At 36.4% G+C, this 14,918-nt stretch carries 16 protein-coding genes and 1 riboswitch; of the genes, 9 read left to right on the top strand and 7 right to left on the bottom strand.

All coding sequences use genetic code 11. The annotated features are described in order from the left end of the window. The first annotated feature begins 1 nt into the window (after position 1). Both purB and BM203_RS08415 read left to right on the top strand, forming a co-directional pair. Complete coding sequence (gene purB, locus BM203_RS02940; protein ID WP_090092627.1) at positions 2-1,297, top strand: adenylosuccinate lyase; 1,296 nt, start codon at positions 2-4, stop codon at positions 1,295-1,297. Between the two features lie 80 nt (positions 1,298-1,377). Next, positions 1,378-1,542, top strand: a complete 165-nt coding sequence (locus tag BM203_RS08415; protein WP_159428281.1) for a hypothetical protein — start codon at positions 1,378-1,380, stop codon at positions 1,540-1,542. 49 nt (positions 1,543-1,591) lie between these two features. On the opposite strand, the gene BM203_RS02935 is transcribed toward BM203_RS08415, so the two are convergent. Next, positions 1,592-2,821 (bottom strand): MFS transporter, encoded by a 1,230-nt coding sequence (locus BM203_RS02935; protein ID WP_090092625.1) that lies wholly within the window; start codon positions 2,819-2,821, stop codon positions 1,592-1,594. A gap of 204 nt (positions 2,822-3,025) precedes the next feature. Between BM203_RS02935 and BM203_RS02930 the strand changes: the two genes are divergently transcribed. The 3 genes from BM203_RS02930 (at position 3,026) to BM203_RS02920 (ending at position 5,279) form a co-directional block, all read left to right on the top strand. After that, positions 3,026-3,883, top strand: a complete 858-nt coding sequence (locus BM203_RS02930; RefSeq protein ID WP_090092623.1) for a helix-turn-helix domain-containing protein — start codon at positions 3,026-3,028, stop codon at positions 3,881-3,883. A 185-nt stretch (positions 3,884-4,068) separates the two neighbouring features. Then, on the top strand, positions 4,069-4,527 hold the full coding sequence (locus BM203_RS02925) for a LytTR family DNA-binding domain-containing protein (protein ID WP_090092622.1): 459 nt from the start codon (positions 4,069-4,071) through the stop codon (positions 4,525-4,527). Continuing rightward, positions 4,524-5,279: a LiaF transmembrane domain-containing protein gene (locus BM203_RS02920; protein WP_090092620.1), complete on the top strand. Its 756-nt coding sequence runs from the start codon at positions 4,524-4,526 to the stop codon at positions 5,277-5,279. The genes BM203_RS02925 and BM203_RS02920 overlap by 4 nt, the downstream gene beginning before the upstream one ends. Before the next feature lie 182 nt (positions 5,280-5,461). On the opposite strand, the gene thiE is transcribed toward BM203_RS02920, so the two are convergent. Genes thiE through thiM form a run of 3 tightly spaced genes read right to left on the bottom strand, consistent with a single transcriptional unit; the run spans position 5,462 to position 7,741 of the window. After that, entirely contained in the window at positions 5,462-6,124 is a 663-nt protein-coding gene (thiE, locus tag BM203_RS02915) for a thiamine phosphate synthase (protein WP_090092688.1), read from the bottom strand. Positions 6,125-6,129: 5 nt separating this feature from the next. Continuing rightward, a complete protein-coding gene (gene thiD / locus BM203_RS02910) occupies positions 6,130-6,939 on the bottom strand; it encodes a bifunctional hydroxymethylpyrimidine kinase/phosphomethylpyrimidine kinase (RefSeq protein ID WP_090092618.1) in 810 nt (269 codons plus the stop codon). A gap of 13 nt (positions 6,940-6,952) precedes the next feature. Continuing rightward, entirely contained in the window at positions 6,953-7,741 is a 789-nt protein-coding gene (gene thiM, locus BM203_RS02905; protein WP_090092616.1) for a hydroxyethylthiazole kinase, read from the bottom strand. Between the two features lie 71 nt (positions 7,742-7,812). After that, positions 7,813-7,916, bottom strand: a riboswitch (TPP riboswitch). A 91-nt stretch (positions 7,917-8,007) separates the two neighbouring features. On the opposite strand from thiM, the gene tenA reads away from it, so the two are divergent. Then, positions 8,008-8,664: a thiaminase II gene (gene tenA / locus BM203_RS02900; protein ID WP_090092615.1), complete on the top strand. Its 657-nt coding sequence runs from the start codon at positions 8,008-8,010 to the stop codon at positions 8,662-8,664. Between the two features lie 33 nt (positions 8,665-8,697). On the opposite strand, the gene BM203_RS02895 is transcribed toward tenA, so the two are convergent. Continuing rightward, positions 8,698-9,369, bottom strand: a complete 672-nt coding sequence (locus BM203_RS02895) for a type 1 glutamine amidotransferase (protein WP_090092613.1) — start codon at positions 9,367-9,369, stop codon at positions 8,698-8,700. Between the two features lie 64 nt (positions 9,370-9,433). Further along, positions 9,434-10,246 carry a bifunctional hydroxymethylpyrimidine kinase/phosphomethylpyrimidine kinase gene (thiD, locus tag BM203_RS02890; protein ID WP_407656035.1) on the bottom strand — a complete coding sequence of 271 codons (813 nt, stop codon included), beginning with the start codon at positions 10,244-10,246 and terminating at the stop codon, positions 9,434-9,436. Positions 10,247-10,389: 143 nt separating this feature from the next. Here thiD (BM203_RS02890) and glpK point away from each other — a divergent pair, with 143 nt between their 5' ends. After that, complete coding sequence (gene glpK, locus BM203_RS02885) at positions 10,390-11,907, top strand: glycerol kinase GlpK (RefSeq protein WP_090092609.1); 1,518 nt, start codon at positions 10,390-10,392, stop codon at positions 11,905-11,907. 15 nt (positions 11,908-11,922) lie between these two features. Further along, positions 11,923-12,696, top strand: a complete 774-nt coding sequence (locus BM203_RS02880) for a tyrosine-protein phosphatase (protein WP_090092687.1) — start codon at positions 11,923-11,925, stop codon at positions 12,694-12,696. A gap of 53 nt (positions 12,697-12,749) precedes the next feature. Here the strand turns inward: BM203_RS02880 and BM203_RS02875 are convergent, their stop codons facing one another. Continuing rightward, positions 12,750-13,694, bottom strand: a complete 945-nt coding sequence (locus tag BM203_RS02875) for a class A sortase (RefSeq protein ID WP_090092608.1) — start codon at positions 13,692-13,694, stop codon at positions 12,750-12,752. Between the two features lie 263 nt (positions 13,695-13,957). On the opposite strand from BM203_RS02875, the gene BM203_RS02870 reads away from it, so the two are divergent. After that, positions 13,958-14,830: a PRD domain-containing protein gene (locus tag BM203_RS02870; RefSeq protein ID WP_090092606.1), complete on the top strand. Its 873-nt coding sequence runs from the start codon at positions 13,958-13,960 to the stop codon at positions 14,828-14,830. The last annotated feature ends 88 nt before the right edge of the window (positions 14,831-14,918 follow it).

Raw genomic sequence — 14,918 nt, 5'->3', positions numbered from 1 at the left:
TATGTTAGAACGTTATACACGCCCAGAAATGGGTAAAATTTGGTCAACTAAAAACAAGTATGCAGCCTGGTTAAAGGTAGAAATTGCTGCTACTAATGCATGGAGTGAAGTTGGTACGATACCTAAAAATGAGGCAACTAAAATTGCTCAAAATGCTAATTTTACTGTTGAACGAGTGAATGAATTGGAACAAGTTACTCATCATGATGTGGTTGCCTTTACGCGGGCAGTTTCTGAGAGTCTTGGACCAGAAAAAAAGTGGGTCCATTATGGGCTGACCTCTACTGATGTAGTAGATACGGCTCAAGGTTACCTTTTAAAACAAGCTGATAAACTAATCCGGCAAGATTTACTGCTGTTACGACAAACAATTGCCCAAAAAGCTATTAAATATAAAAATACAGTTGAAATGGGACGGACTCACGGGGTACAGGCTGAGCCAACAACTTTTGGCTTGAAATTAGCACGGTGGTATGCAGAAATTAACCGAGATATTGAGCGTTTTGAACATGCTGCCCATGGGGTTGAATCGGGGAAGATTTCTGGTGCAGTTGGTACTTTTGCTAATGTTTTACCTGCAGTTGAGACCAGTGTTTTAAAGCAATTAGATTTGACGCAGCAACCAATTACAAGCCAAATTTTACCACGTGACTTACATGCAGAATATATTGCTACGATGGCTCTGATTGCAACTAGTATTGAAAATTGGGCCACGGAAATACGCGGTTTACAAAGATCAGAAATTCATGAAGTTGAAGAACATTTTCGTGCTGGTCAAAAGGGGTCTTCGGCGATGCCACATAAACGTAATCCGATTGGTTCAGAAAATCTATGTGGGATGGCTCGAGTTTTAAGAGGGCAAATGCTTACTGCTTACGAAGATGTTGCTCTTTGGCATGAACGTGATATCTCCCATTCTAGCGCTGAGCGAATTATTTTACCTGATGCAACAAGTGGCATTGACTATATGTTAACTAGATTCAATCGCATCTTAACTAACCTGGATGTTTTTCCCAACACTATGCGTCAGAATATGGATAAAACTTATGGTTTGATATATTCTCAAAGATTATTACTTAAATTAATTGATGAAGCAGGATTATCACGTGAAACAGCTTATGACATGGTGCAAAAATTGACGGCTAAGTCTTGGAATAATGGTCTTTCATTTAAAAAGCTAGTTGAAGATAGTCAAATTATGAATTATCTTTCACAAGAAGACGTGAACGATGCGTTTGATTATCATTATCATTTACGTCATGTCGATGAAATTTTTAAAAAGGTTGGATTAGAATAAAATCTAATTTAATAATTTTAAATATTCTATATATAGGTATTAATGGATTCGATCGTATTGGTCACTTAGTACTAGAGCGCATGTACGAAAAAACTAACAATAAAAAAACTGCACATTTGCATGCAGCTGTGTTAAAAAGTATATTGATTTCTGCTCAAGCTGGCAATATTAAAATTATTGTTTATTGCTTTAGTGATACAACCACACGATTTATAGCACAAATTATTTGGATATTAAATAATTAATAAAAAAGAGTAAATGAATTACTCTTTTTTTAATACTCATAAGTAATTGCTATTTATTGACCTTAATCATTACGATTAGAGTAACAATGAAAACTATGACACTAAGAGCTAAAACACCGTATAAGGCGTAGGTAACGTTGATTACACCGGCAATAGAGGTAAATAAGGTAGTCATTAATGGACCAGCAATTGCTAAGATGGTGTTTAAAAGCCCTGCTGAGGAAGCTAAAATTTTGCGGTCTACGGAGATAACCAACCATTGCATTAACTTAGGACTGCTCGTACCAGCTAAGAAACCAAGGGTGGTCATTAAAATTAGGCAAGCTATGATGCTCTTATTTAGAATTGCAATGGCCATAATAGCACTGTTAACGGTAGATAATAAAGATAACTGAAAAAGTGAAGTACTTTTAAGGAGTTGGGTGCCAACTGCACTACCAAGAGCTAAGCCGATTGCGGCCGTGGCGCCTAGGAGTGCAATGGTGAAACTATAGTTGCCAATAAACATATTTTTATTGCCGGCAATAACGATTGAAATTAATGGCTCAACAGAGCTGAGTAGGCCGTTAAGCATGGCTATAACTAAAACAATTGTTAGGAGTCCTTGGGCTTGCCGTACTTGCTTGAGTGATGAACCAATCGTGGCAAAAAAGTTTTGGTCATTGACTTCTTCTTTCTGGTTAGGCAGCTGCTTACGAACACTTGCGCCAATGTTGGCATAGAGTAAGCCAGCTGCTAAAAAAGTTAGGGCATTGACCACGGCTAGTTCTGAATATGACATGAAGAGCAGGAGACCGGAACCGACAAACTGGGCAACTAGCGTAATTAGTTGGGATACGCCACTGGTAAAGCCCTGGGCTTCAGCCATTTCATTTTCACCGACTAGGCCGACAATTAAGGGCGTTTGTAAACCGCTAGAGTACATGCCGGAGAGATCAGATACAAAGTTGAGTCCGACAACCATTAAAACCAGGTTCCAGCCGGCAATATTGGTGACAAAGAGCAGACCTACCAGCATATACAAAGCAAAGCGAATGACTGCAAGCCAGACAAGTACGCGGTACTTATTATGTGTCCGGTCGGCCAGGTAGCCACTGAGACTTTGAATTAAGTCTGGTAGTGACTCGGTAATCGCAATCAAAGATAAGGCCAAGGAATAATTTTTCAATTTGCTAGCATAAGTCATGAGAGCCAGGTAGAAAAGGATGTTGCCTGCACCAGATAACCAGCTGGCAAGAGTAAATTTTCTATAGTTTTTATTCTTTAAAAAGATGTTCATAATATTTGCCTCTCATTTCTTAATTTGATGATATTTTTATTATAAATAGGCTATAATTTCAAATATAAAAATGTCGTATTCGAAACTTTATAGTTAAATAAGAAAGAGGCAAGTGAATCCGAACAAATATAATATTAATACTGACTGGGAAAAATAAATTCAGGCGTAATAAAAATTAAAAATATAGTATTGCAAGTAACAGGAATGGAGAAAATTATGACTATTGGTAGCTTATTAAGAAAATTTCGACTGAATAAAGAAAAAACTCAACGAGAGTGGATTGGGGATATTGTAAGTCCTTCCTATTACTCTAAGGTAGAAAAAGATATTCATCGTATTTCTGCAGAAGATTTAATAAGTTTACTGAGTTATAATTCTGTCTCTTTACTTGATTTTTTTGGTGAACTAAATAATTCTAAACAATCAAAATATAATCAAGAACGTGAATTAATGACGGTGATTAACGATGCCTATTATCGGAATTCAAAAGATGAATTGGTGAAGTTAAAAAAATTTGTTGATAAAAGTGATTTGCCAAATAAGGAGACTGACTTACTTTATCTGGATGCTTATATTGCTAATGTAAATAATGAAGATTTAAATGATACAGAAAAAAAGGCTCTAAAAGATGAAATATTTAGTAGACCTAATTTTGATAAGTCTAAGTTAGTGCTGTATTGCAATTTTATGATGTTTTATGATCTTGAAAGTAATATGTTAATTACTAGAAGGATAATTAAGCAATTCCAAGGATCCAATGATGTGAAGACGTTGGCAATGGTTCTAACTGTTATTGGTAATTTATTAATTCAGTGTATTGAAGAGAATGAATATGATGCAACACACTTTTTAATTATAGCTGCAGATCAAATCGATACTAAACCTGAATTGTTTTTTTATAAAAATGTCATTTTGTTATTCAAAAATATGATTGGGTATCATTACAAAGCAGAAGATAAATATTTAGATATTTGCCAAATAGCAATTGAGAATTTTTCTTTATTGGGTATGCCTGAGTATGGCAAAGAATTAGAACGATTTTTAAAAAAACAAAATGGTTAATTATTAGCGGGTTATCTTTCTTGGCAGAATCTTTTCAATTACTTGTAAAAAAATTATGACTATTATATTCACTTATTAAAATTGACCGCTTACTTAGATAAAGGAACCACTTGCACCATGTTGCTGGCTTTTATGTTTAAATTAGGGTTTAATTAAAATTACCAATTGAAGGGCAGGTGAGAGTTTTGAAAGTTAAAATTGATTTGAATGCGGATACTGCTGAAACAATGGTTACTATTCAGGCACCAGAATTAACAGCCGAAGTGGAAGAAATCTATCGGCAACTGCAAGAATTAAGTGAACGACCCAATCAACTAGAATGTTACAAAAATGAGCTGACATACTATTTAAATTTAGATGATATTCTATTTTTGGAAACGGAAGGTCGTCAAGTAGTTGCGCATACAAAAGGTAATTCTTTTAGCGTTAATTATAAATTATATGAATTAGAGAAATTGCTTAGCTGGCAGTTTATGCGTGTTTCTAAATCAACTATTTTAAATTTAAAACAGGTTTATGCATTGACTAGATCAATTTCTAATTGCCAAGTACATTTTCGAGATTCTTACAAAGTTGTTTACGTTTCGCGCCGTTATTATCATAATTTGAGTGATAAATTAAATGAGAGAAGGTCCTTATCATGAGAAAACAAAAGATTAAAGAAATTTTGTGGGGCATTGGTTTAGTGGCAGCAGCCGTTTTCTTAATTCTTAATCAATTACAGCTTTTATCTTTTCATTTAGGCTTGGCCACTATTTTTTGGACAGTAATTTTTGCAGTAAGCTTAATCAATAGCCTCGTTAATCATAATTTATTTGGTACAGTATTTTCAGTCGCCTTTTTATTGATTGTTTATGCTGAGCCACTACACATCACTAGTATTGTTCCGTGGACGTTACTTTTAGCAACTTGTTTAGTGTATGCGGGATTACATTTGATTTTTGCAAAAAGCTGGCATCACTATCACACATCTTATTTTTTCAATAAGCGTCAAAGCAGAGGCTGGACGGAGGGCGAATTCACCTCTACCAAAAGTGATTTTGGTGATGACGACAGTGAAAATGATGAGCGTCATATCGTGATTAACCAAAAATTATCGGAAGTTTCGCGCTACGTTCATTCACAAAACTTAGAAACAGTCACTATTAATTCAACAATGGGTACAACTAGTGTTTATCTAGATTCTGCTAAACCGGCTGGCGATACGGTGATAATTAATGTCAATGCTTTAATGAGTGAGGTTGCAATCTACTTGCCATTGTCATGGCAACTTAAGGACAATTTAGCTACTATTTTGGGTGAAGTAGAAATTAATGGTACAGCAAAAGGCAATGGTCCAACGGTAATTCTGCAAGGATCAAGTAGATTTGTCTCAATTTCGATTAATTATGTTTAAAAGAGCCGTAACAATGCACCTAGCCGTATTAAAAACCTCCTAGTATTGAAAAATTTGAAGCAAAGTAAAGATTACTCTTATGAAGTATATTTAAAGAAGTAAAAAAAGACAGTACTGAAGATAGTACTGCCTTTTTTGAAGTTAGCTAGGACTTTAAATAACGAGGAAGAAGCTAACTGTTCTTATTGTCGCTGCCAATTGGTGGTAAGCATTGCTGTAACAGTCTTTTGAATGTTCTTACTTTGGGAAATCATTGAAATGACTGCTGCGCCAGCTACATTAGTTTGGGCAATTGCTGGTAAATCTGTAACCTTAATGCCACCAATTGCAACGATTGGTCTACGAGTGCGCTTGACTAGTTTAGCTAAACCAGTAAGACCTATTTCTGGATCAGCATTGTCTTTTGATTGTGTGGTAAAAATTGGACCACTGCCATAATAATCAATGCCAGCAATAAGGTCGCCTTTGGCAATTTCTGTCATAGTAGAACATGAGTAGCCCACAATCATCTGGCCGGCTACTTCATTTATTACCTGGGCAATATCTTCATCATCTTGACCAACATGGATTCCTTCAGCGTGAACTTTTTTGGCTAAAGCAACATCATCATCGATAAAAAATGGCACATCATATTTTTGACAAAGTTGGTGTAGTTCTTCGGCCATTGATAAGCGGTCACTTTGTTTCAAAGTTGATTTAGGACCCTTGTCACGGAATTGATAAGCAGTGATGCCAGCTTTGAGAGCTTCTTCTACTAATTCTGGTAGACTTTTGTTTGCGGGCAGGTCTTGTGTTCCACAGACAAAATATGCGGTTAACTGTGTGGGATCAAATTTTTGCATAATTTCTCCTAGTTTATTTTTACCCAATGATTAAGTGGTCCGTGACCATGGCCAACTTGGATGGTTTCTGCGATAGCTTTGGCTACGTATTGTTTACCAAGTTTAATTGCAGCACTTAAAGTTTGACCGTGAGCGAGCTGAGCTGTAATTGTTGCAGCTAAAGTGTCACCGGTGCCGTGAGTTCTTTTGGTGTGGGTACGTGGACTGCTAATCCAAAAATCGGTACCATCGGCTAAGAGGGTATAGTCGCGTACTAGTTCATTTTCAGCATGACCACCTTTGATTAGAACATTTTTCACACCCATCTCTTGTAAGGCATGAGCTAGTGCGGGATACTGTTTTTCGCTGCTTGCCTTAATTCCCGTCAGTACTTCAGCTTCGGGCAAGTTGGGTGTTACTAAATCTGCAAGTGGTAAAAGTTCTTCTTTGACAGTTTTAACAGCATCTTTACTTAGCAGGGGTGCACCGCCTTTAGCTACCATTACGGGATCAATTGTAATGGGACCAAAATCATACTTTTTTAGGTTAAGAGCAACTTGATGCACGTGAGCTGCATCGCCAAGCATTCCTGTTTTGCAGGCGCGAATCTTAAAATCAGCGGCAAGTGAAGTAAATTGTGCATCAATTAGTTCTAATGGCATTAAAAAAGAGTCTTGTACACCAAGGGTATTTTGTGCGGTAACTGCTACCACCACTGCTGTACCAAAAACTTTTTGCATTTGAAAAGTCTTAAGATCAGCCATAATACCAGCACCACCACCAGAATCGGTCCCAGCGATTGTTAATACTTGAGGGAAAGAATTAATTTTTTCAGTCATAAAAAGTCGTCCTTTAGTCAAATTTTGCTATTTTTTCAATATCGGCAACTTGAACTTTAGCCAAGTAGTCTATCAGATGCATACCGAACGTGCCAGGGCCAATTTCTGGATGGTCTTTAGCTAGTAATTCGCCAGTAGCTGCAAATACCAAGGTGGCAGTTTGAGCTGCTTCAAATGGATCAGCCCCAACTGTTGTAAAAGCTGCCACAATACTAGATAGTACATCACCTGAGCCAACATGGGCTTGAAATAGCGGGGTGCCGTTGTAAACATGTGCAATCTTCTTGCCATTGCTGATTGTGTCTGTTGCACCACTAGCAATAACAACACAGTCCAATTTTTGAGCCGTTTTTTGGGTGATTTGGTCAAGATTACCTGAACCCGAACCGGCATCAATCCCTCGGGAATTCCATTCAAAACCCCCTAAAGCTGCAATTTCGCCAGCATTACCACGGATTATGCTAACTGGAAATCTGTGGAGGAGGTCCTGCGCTGTTTGCAGACGATAATTAACCGCTCCTACAGCGACAGGGTCAAATACGATAGGCTTTTTATCTTGGGTAGCTAAAGCGCCTATTTTTTTCATTTGGGCAATTTGCAACTGGGTTAAGGTGCCGAGATTAAGGGTGATGCTTGAAGCCATCTTAACCATTTCTTCGGCTTCGGCAATTTCTTTACTCATAATTGGTGAAGCACCAATAGCATTTAAACTATTAGCAACATCTTGAACGGTGACAAAATTAGCAGCATTTAAAACAACCGGATTTTTTTCTCGTAATTCATTGAGAATATTTAACTTCATTTCAACCTCCAACAATTGCACTAGCCTACTTGCGTAAATAAAAAGCTTTGACACTATCATGTGTCAAAGCTTAACGGTTATTGACACGTTCCTACGCAAGAATTAGCTTACAGGTTCAAAGGGTCTAGAACGTAGTTCCATCTCAGCCTCGATGGGGGCTCCCCTCGTGTTATCGCTTTCTATTATAATAACTTTTTAAGTTTAAGGCAATTAAAAATAGGCATAAAATAAGAATAAAATTAATAAAGTAGAAAAGAGGCAAATTAATGAGTTTCACGCAGCAATTGCATCAAGCAGCACAAAATATATGGCAAAAAAGTCTGGTGCATCCTTTCATTACAGAATTACAAAGTGGCCAACTACCGTTAACAAAATTTCGGTTTTATTTACTGCAGGATCGATATTATTTAGTTGAATTTAGTAAGTTCCATCATCTATTAGCTGAACAAGCAGGTAATCCGCAAATTAAAAAATTTTTATTGCAGAGTGAAGCAGATCTTAGAGCTTGCGAATGGTCTGTCCGCAGTGATTTTTTTACGGGATTAAAAATTACTCCAATGGAAATTAGACAAACAGCGGTTGCGCCTACGGCGTATAATTATGTCAATCATATGTATCTGACACTCGAACGTGATGGCTTTGCCCCAGCAATCGCTGCAATTGTTCCTTGTTATTGGTTGTATCAAGAAATTGGGCAAAAATTAGCTAAAGTTGGCTCACCCGTAGCACTCTATCAAACATGGATAGATACTTATGATAGTGACTGGTATGAGGTCAATGTGACGCATATTTTGCAATTAATAAATATTTTGGCTAGTCAAGCCACCGCAACTGATCGTCAAATGATGCAAACAGCTTTTATTCGCAGTAGCTACTACGAATTGCAGTTTTGGCAAATGGCTTACGCAAAAGAGCGATGGTAATAAAAAACTGAACTAGCTAGTAGTTCAGTTTTTTTATTGAGCCGCAAGTCGTTTTTCATGCTGAGCCAAAATCATGTCAACAATTGCTTGGGCGACATTAAGGTTTTTTAATAATGGTCCATGAGAATAGGTACCAATAAAGTTATGATAACGTAGCCCTTCGACTTTATCTTGGGGGTTATTACCATAACCTTCAATCATTTTGCCTAAAGGATGCAGTTTTTCTTTATCATCAAAATATGTTTGTCCTGAATGGTTTTCAAAGGCACTAACTTCACCCCAGTCGCTCAGATACCTAGTATCACCAATCATTCGCTTATCTGACTTAAAAACGGTGTGGAAGGGTAAGATATCTAGTCCTTTAATTGTAATGCCAGAATTAGTTTTGTAATAAGAACCAACTAATTGATAGCCCCCACAAACACCTAACATTGGGCCGTCACTATTGATATAGTTGGTTAAAGTATCTTTATGACGTGGTAAGTCTTTGGCAACTACAGTTTGTTCAAAATCTTGGCCACCACCAAAAAAAACAAAGTCATAGTCAAAAGCGTCAAAGCTATCGTTTAAAGAAATATTATCTATTTGAGTTGCATAATTTTGTTTTTTTAGTAAATAGCGAATAATTTTGACATCACCAGAATCACCATAGGTATTCATTAGGTCTTCGTATAAGTATGCAATTTTAATTGATTTATCTGCCATTTTATCTCTACCTCTATTCTTTGGTTAAAGTATATCCTAAAGGTAAAGCGTGAGCAAAAGATAATTATTCAATATCTTCTTGGGCAGCGAAATGATTAATTGGACCATATTTTGAGCCAACTTCAATTGGATGAGCGATTGCTTCATAAGTAAAATCTTTAGCAATTTTAACACTGTCAATAATTGACATTTTTTTGGCAAGTTCAGCAGCAATAACTGCTGATAGGGTATCGCCTGTGCCATTAATTCGTTCAGTATTAATAAACGGCTTAGTAAATTCATAAACCTGACCGTCAGCAGCCAGCAGTACATCGGTTACTCGGGTTTGGTGAGGACTATCGTGGCGCCCCTTCATTAAAATATTCTTCGCTCCCATTGCTTGTAACATTTTTGCCCCCATCAGCACTTCTTCTTTTGAATCCAAAGAAAGCCCTGTTAATTTTTGTTGTTCATAAAAATTAGGTGTAATGATATCAGCAAGTGGTAGTAGTTCATCTAAGAAAGCTTGGTAAGCGTCATCGTCAAGCAGGGTATTTCCATGTTTAGTCATAATAACAGGATCAATGACAATCTTACCCATATCATATTTACGCAAGTTAGCTGCAACGCAAGTAATAATTTCTTTATTAGCCAGCATTCCAGTTTTAAGAGCTGAAATTGCAAAATCATCATTTAGAACATCGAATTGCTTTTGAATAAATGAAATGGGCATTACTTCTTGGGCATAGATTCCCGTGGTGTTTCCAGCAACAGCGGCAGTTAAAAGCCCCATACCATATACTTTTCGGGCATAAAATGAATGTAAATCTGCAGTCATTCCAGCACTACCATCACTATCATTTCCTGCAATTGTCAGAGTAATAATTTCTTTTTTCATTATTATGTAATCCTCTTTTAAATAAAAGTTTTATGTTCACAGTATAACTTAAAAAATAGGGACAATGCTATAATTATTTCTTGTAAAAGCAAGGTGGGGTAGTAAAATTATGATGAACCGCTTTCTTATAGAAAGGACAATTTATGGCGAAAAATTACATTATGGCAATTGATGAAGGAACAACCTCAACGCGGGCAATGATTATTGACCATCAAGGTCGAAAAGTTGCTTCTTCACAAAAGGAATTTCCGCAATATTTTCCACAACCAGGTTGGGTTGAGCACAAAGCAGAGGAAATCTGGCATGCAGTTCAAACTACAATTGCTAATGCGATTATTAATTCAGGAATTCGTCCAGAACAGATTAAAGGTATTGGCATTACTAATCAAAGAGAAACAACGGTAATTTGGGATAAAAAGACTGGTAAGCCAATTTATAATGCAATTGTGTGGCAATCTCGCCAGACAACTAAGTTGGCTGAAAAATTGAAAAATGCTGGTTATAGCAAATTAATTCATAAAAAAACCGGTCTAATTATTGATCCGTATTTTAGTGCTACCAAAATTCGTTGGATTTTAGATAATGTTGCAGGTGCACAGCAAAAAGCGGAACAGGGTGACTTGCTTTTTGGGACGATTGACAGTTGGTTGTTGTGGAAATTAACGGACGGTGCAGTTCATGTGACCGACTATACGAATGCTTCCAGAACAATGTTATTTAATATCCATGATTTAAAATGGGATGAAGATATACTTGAATTGTTAAATATTCCTAAAAAAATGTTACCAGAGGTTAAATCTAATTCTGAGATATATGGTTACACTAATTCGTATACTTTTTTTGGTGGTAAAGTACCAATTTGTGGTATTGCTGGTGACCAGCAGGCGGCTCTTTTTGGTCAATTGGCTTTGAAAAAAGGAATGGTAAAAAACACTTATGGAACTGGTTCATTCATTGTAATGAATACTGGTGAAGAACCGACTGAATCGGATAATAATTTATTGACGACTATTGCTTATGGACTTAATGGTCAAATTAACTATGCTCTTGAAGGCTCTATTTTCGTTTCAGGGAGTGCTATTCAATGGTTGCGCGATTCAATGAAAATGGTTAAAACAGCAACTGAATCTGAAACAGCAGCTAAGTTATCCAAATCTGAAAATGAAGTTTATGTTGTGCCAGCATTTACTGGCTTAGGAGCTCCATATTGGGATTCGGCAGCCCGTGGGGCAGTTTTTGGGGTTACACGTGGAACAAATCGTAATGATTTTATTAAGGCCACACTGCAGTCATTAGCCTATCAAACTAGAGATGTAGTTGATACAATGCAGATAGATTCAGGAATCAAAATTCCAACTTTACGTGTAGATGGAGGCGCATCAAATAATGATTATCTTTTACAATTTCAAGCTGATTTATTAGGAATTAAAATTGAACGTGCTCAAACATTAGAAACAACTGCTTTAGGCGCAGCCTTTTTAGCAGGGCTGGCAGTAGGATATTGGAAAGATCTTGATGAATTAAAAGATATATTTGTTGTGGGCAAAACTTTTGAATGTCAGATGGCAGAGGAAGAACGCAACCGCTTGTATCAAGGATGGAAAAGGGCGGTTAAAGCTACGCAAGTTTTTGCTCATGGTGAAGAAGCATTGAACAAGTAGGAAAGAGTGAGTAAGTTGGCACACAAACGAATCATTAAATTAGATGGACCACTAAATTTTAGAGATATTGGTGGCTATCAAAATGAAAATGGACAAACAGTTAAATGGAATAAAATTTATCGCTCAGATTCGCTCAGCTCTTTAAGCGCAAGTGATCAAAAAAAATTAGCCCAATTGCGGATTACTACTGATTGTGATTTGCGTTCGCAATACGAAAAAAATACTGCGCCAGATATTTTATGGGCAAACGTCAAGTTGGTTGATGTCCCTGTATATGCTGAAGTCGGGGCCGATAAATCAAAGGAACATTATAATTCTCAGTTTTTGGGTCAAATACCCAGTCTAAATAACAATTTTATGGGTAGAATTTACCAGCAAACTTTACTTAATGCACATAGTCAGACGATGTTTGCTAAAGTATTTGCTGAACTTTTAACCTTACCCGAGGAGGAAGCCTTAGTATATCATTGCAGTGCTGGTAAAGATCGAACCGGTATGGTGTCAGTCTTAGTGTTAATGGCTTTGGGAATTGCGGATGACACAATTGCCCGCGATTATCTGTTAACTAACCAGCTTTACGATTTCGCGGTTTCGCGTCAGCTGCCCAGTAATGATGAGATTTCCCAAATGGTCGCTAAGATGAATGTAACTAAGGGTGAAGGAATTGCAATTAAAGGCATTACCGAAACCATTCGTCAGGGCTGGGGAGACTTTGCTACCTTTTTCAAAAAAGAATTAGGCTTTAGTATCATGGATTACCAGCAGTTACGAAAAATGTATTTAGTATAGAGTTAGTTTTAATATAAAAAACTTCTAATATAAATTAGTGAAGTATACTGCAATTAAAACCAAATCTTGCTTAGCGCTGCAATTATGATTAATAAGAACAGAATTGTTAAGCAAATAATAATTGTGCTTAATGTTCTAGTATTTTGAAAAAAACTAGGCTGTGCAATTAAGCTAGTTTGTTTTTGAGGGGCAATTGTTTTATGACCTTTATCAGTTACTAGGGTTATTTTTCTTGTTTGCTTAGATTCCTGCTTGCCGGTAAGTTCTGCTGCCAATAGATTCTTGCTAGTCGCCTTTGTTTTGCCGATTAGTTCTCCTTGAGCCACTGTACGGTGAGCACCATAACCATATTTAGAAGTATTGAAATCAGAACAAGTAATTAGGGTAAGTAGTCGCTTTTTTTGTACATTATTTTCTACTTCGACTTGGGTTGGTTTAATAGTAAAAGATATGTTTTGAATACGATAAGCATAAATATGATGTAAGTCGGTCACGTAGACTATGTCGCCCGCTTTAGCGAGGTGTAAGTTGTCTAAAACAGCTCCACCATAAGTTCCCATATAGTGCCCAGCCAGAACGTAATTATTCTGTCCTCCCATAATTCGCTCAGGTAGACAAGTTACTACGCCATAAGCTAAATTTTGATTATGACTACCATAGCCTGCAAATAAAGGGGTATGGATGTTAACGGTCGGTATTGCAATTTGGCCAATGGCATATGCTTTTTTGTGTCTAGAAGTGAGTAAACGCTTAGTAGTAATTGATTCAGTCTTACTAGCATCATAAGTTGTTTTATGTTGTTTATTTTGATCTGCTTTTTTAGCTGTTAGCTTGGAACTGGCCTGTTCAGCATTTAATTGAACCAAGTATGAGTTTCCTAAACCAGAACCAAAAAAGATTAGAGCAACTCCGGAATAAAATAGTAGCCCGCTCACTAATAAGCGGATAGAGGACCATAGTTTATTTTTAGCTGAATAATTTTGCTTTTTTTTAGTCATATAATTATCCTTTTTTAAAAAATAAATTTCTTTGCATGTACTTTATATTAAAATAGATACTTTGACAAACTATAAGACTATAAGCAATTGCAATGCCAAAAATCAAAATGTTAAATAACAAATAATTGTTGAAATCGCTTTAACAATGATGTATAATCTTTTAAGTAAATAAGTGTGTTACTGATTCGATCAGGCATTAACCTATGAACAACAAGTTTCTCATGCTGCTCATAGGTTTTTTTATTGAAGTAGGAGTACGCTGAGTGAAATTTATTAAAAATTTTAACAACAATGCTGCTTTAGTGTCAGATGAATTTGATGTTGATTGGGTAGTAATTGGTAATGGAATTGGTTTTGGCAAAAAGCCGGGCGATTTTGTTGATGAACAAAAAATAACGCGACGTTTTGTTGCTGTTGAAAAGAACATTAAAATGATTGATAGTGTTAAAGATATCGATTCAAGGACTTTGGCACTAACTACTGATGTTATCAATTTAGTATCAATCAAACTAAAAGTAAAATTTTCTGATTACCAATATTTAGTTTTAGCTGATCACATTGATTTTATGCTTAAAAGGACAGACGAAGGCTTTACTTTGGGTCCGGATACGCTCAGCTGGGAAATAAGGAAACTTTTTCCTAAAGAATATACTGTTGCAAAAGAGGCTTTAGCTTTAATTGAACAAAAAACTAACTCTTCTTTTCCTAAATCAGAAGTAGCCTATCTTGCTTATCACTTTATTAATGCCAGTTCTAAGCAGACGAGACTCCAAGATACTGTCAAAATTACTAAACTAATTAGTGGCGTAGTTGAAATAATTGAGTATCAATATGGTATGCAATTAGATACGGAGTCTTTCAATTTTAATCGCTTTATGACCCATTTACGTTCGTTTATGGTGCGTCACCTTTATCAAATTAATGATGAAGATAATGGTAGTGAATTAGATCAGTCTCTATTAGAATTGATGAAGGTAAAGTACAAAAAGTCATACGAAACAGTTTTGAAAATTGGCACTTATTTACTTAAACAGGCCGGTTGGAAATTACAACCTGATGATGAAGTTTATTTAACACTCCATGTTTGGCGGGTAACGCATCGACAAGGAGACAGTAAAGCTAAGGAATCAGAGTAATTTTAAATATTAGTTTGTACGGTGTGTTACTGTTTACAGGCATTAACCCGAGAACGTAAAGAAAAGTCTATTGCAATGATGCAAGGGG

The organism is Lactobacillus bombicola (assembly GCF_900112665.1).
Taxonomy (GTDB): domain Bacteria; phylum Bacillota; class Bacilli; order Lactobacillales; family Lactobacillaceae; genus Lactobacillus; species Lactobacillus bombicola.
Note: the sequence above shows the minus strand (reverse complement) of the source record. Positions and strands in the feature narration are given on the sequence as shown.

Coding starts and splice junctions, on each gene's coding strand:
- purB (WP_090092627.1), top strand. CDS start 2: ATGTTAGAACGTTATACACGCCCAGAAATGGGTAAAATTTGGTCAACT.
- BM203_RS08415 (WP_159428281.1), top strand. CDS start 1,378: ATGTACGAAAAAACTAACAATAAAAAAACTGCACATTTGCATGCAGCT.
- BM203_RS02935 (WP_090092625.1), bottom strand. CDS start 2,821: ATGAACATCTTTTTAAAGAATAAAAACTATAGAAAATTTACTCTTGCC.
- BM203_RS02930 (WP_090092623.1), top strand. CDS start 3,026: ATGGAGAAAATTATGACTATTGGTAGCTTATTAAGAAAATTTCGACTG.
- BM203_RS02920 (WP_090092620.1), top strand. CDS start 4,524: ATGAGAAAACAAAAGATTAAAGAAATTTTGTGGGGCATTGGTTTAGTG.
- thiD (WP_090092618.1), bottom strand. CDS start 6,939: ATGACTGAAAAAATTAATTCTTTCCCTCAAGTATTAACAATCGCTGGG.
- thiM (WP_090092616.1), bottom strand. CDS start 7,741: ATGAAGTTAAATATTCTCAATGAATTACGAGAAAAAAATCCGGTTGTT.
- tenA (WP_090092615.1), top strand. CDS start 8,008: ATGAGTTTCACGCAGCAATTGCATCAAGCAGCACAAAATATATGGCAA.
- BM203_RS02895 (WP_090092613.1), bottom strand. CDS start 9,369: ATGGCAGATAAATCAATTAAAATTGCATACTTATACGAAGACCTAATG.
- thiD (WP_407656035.1), bottom strand. CDS start 10,246: ATGAAAAAAGAAATTATTACTCTGACAATTGCAGGAAATGATAGTGAT.
- glpK (WP_090092609.1), top strand. CDS start 10,390: ATGGCGAAAAATTACATTATGGCAATTGATGAAGGAACAACCTCAACG.
- BM203_RS02875 (WP_090092608.1), bottom strand. CDS start 13,694: ATGACTAAAAAAAAGCAAAATTATTCAGCTAAAAATAAACTATGGTCC.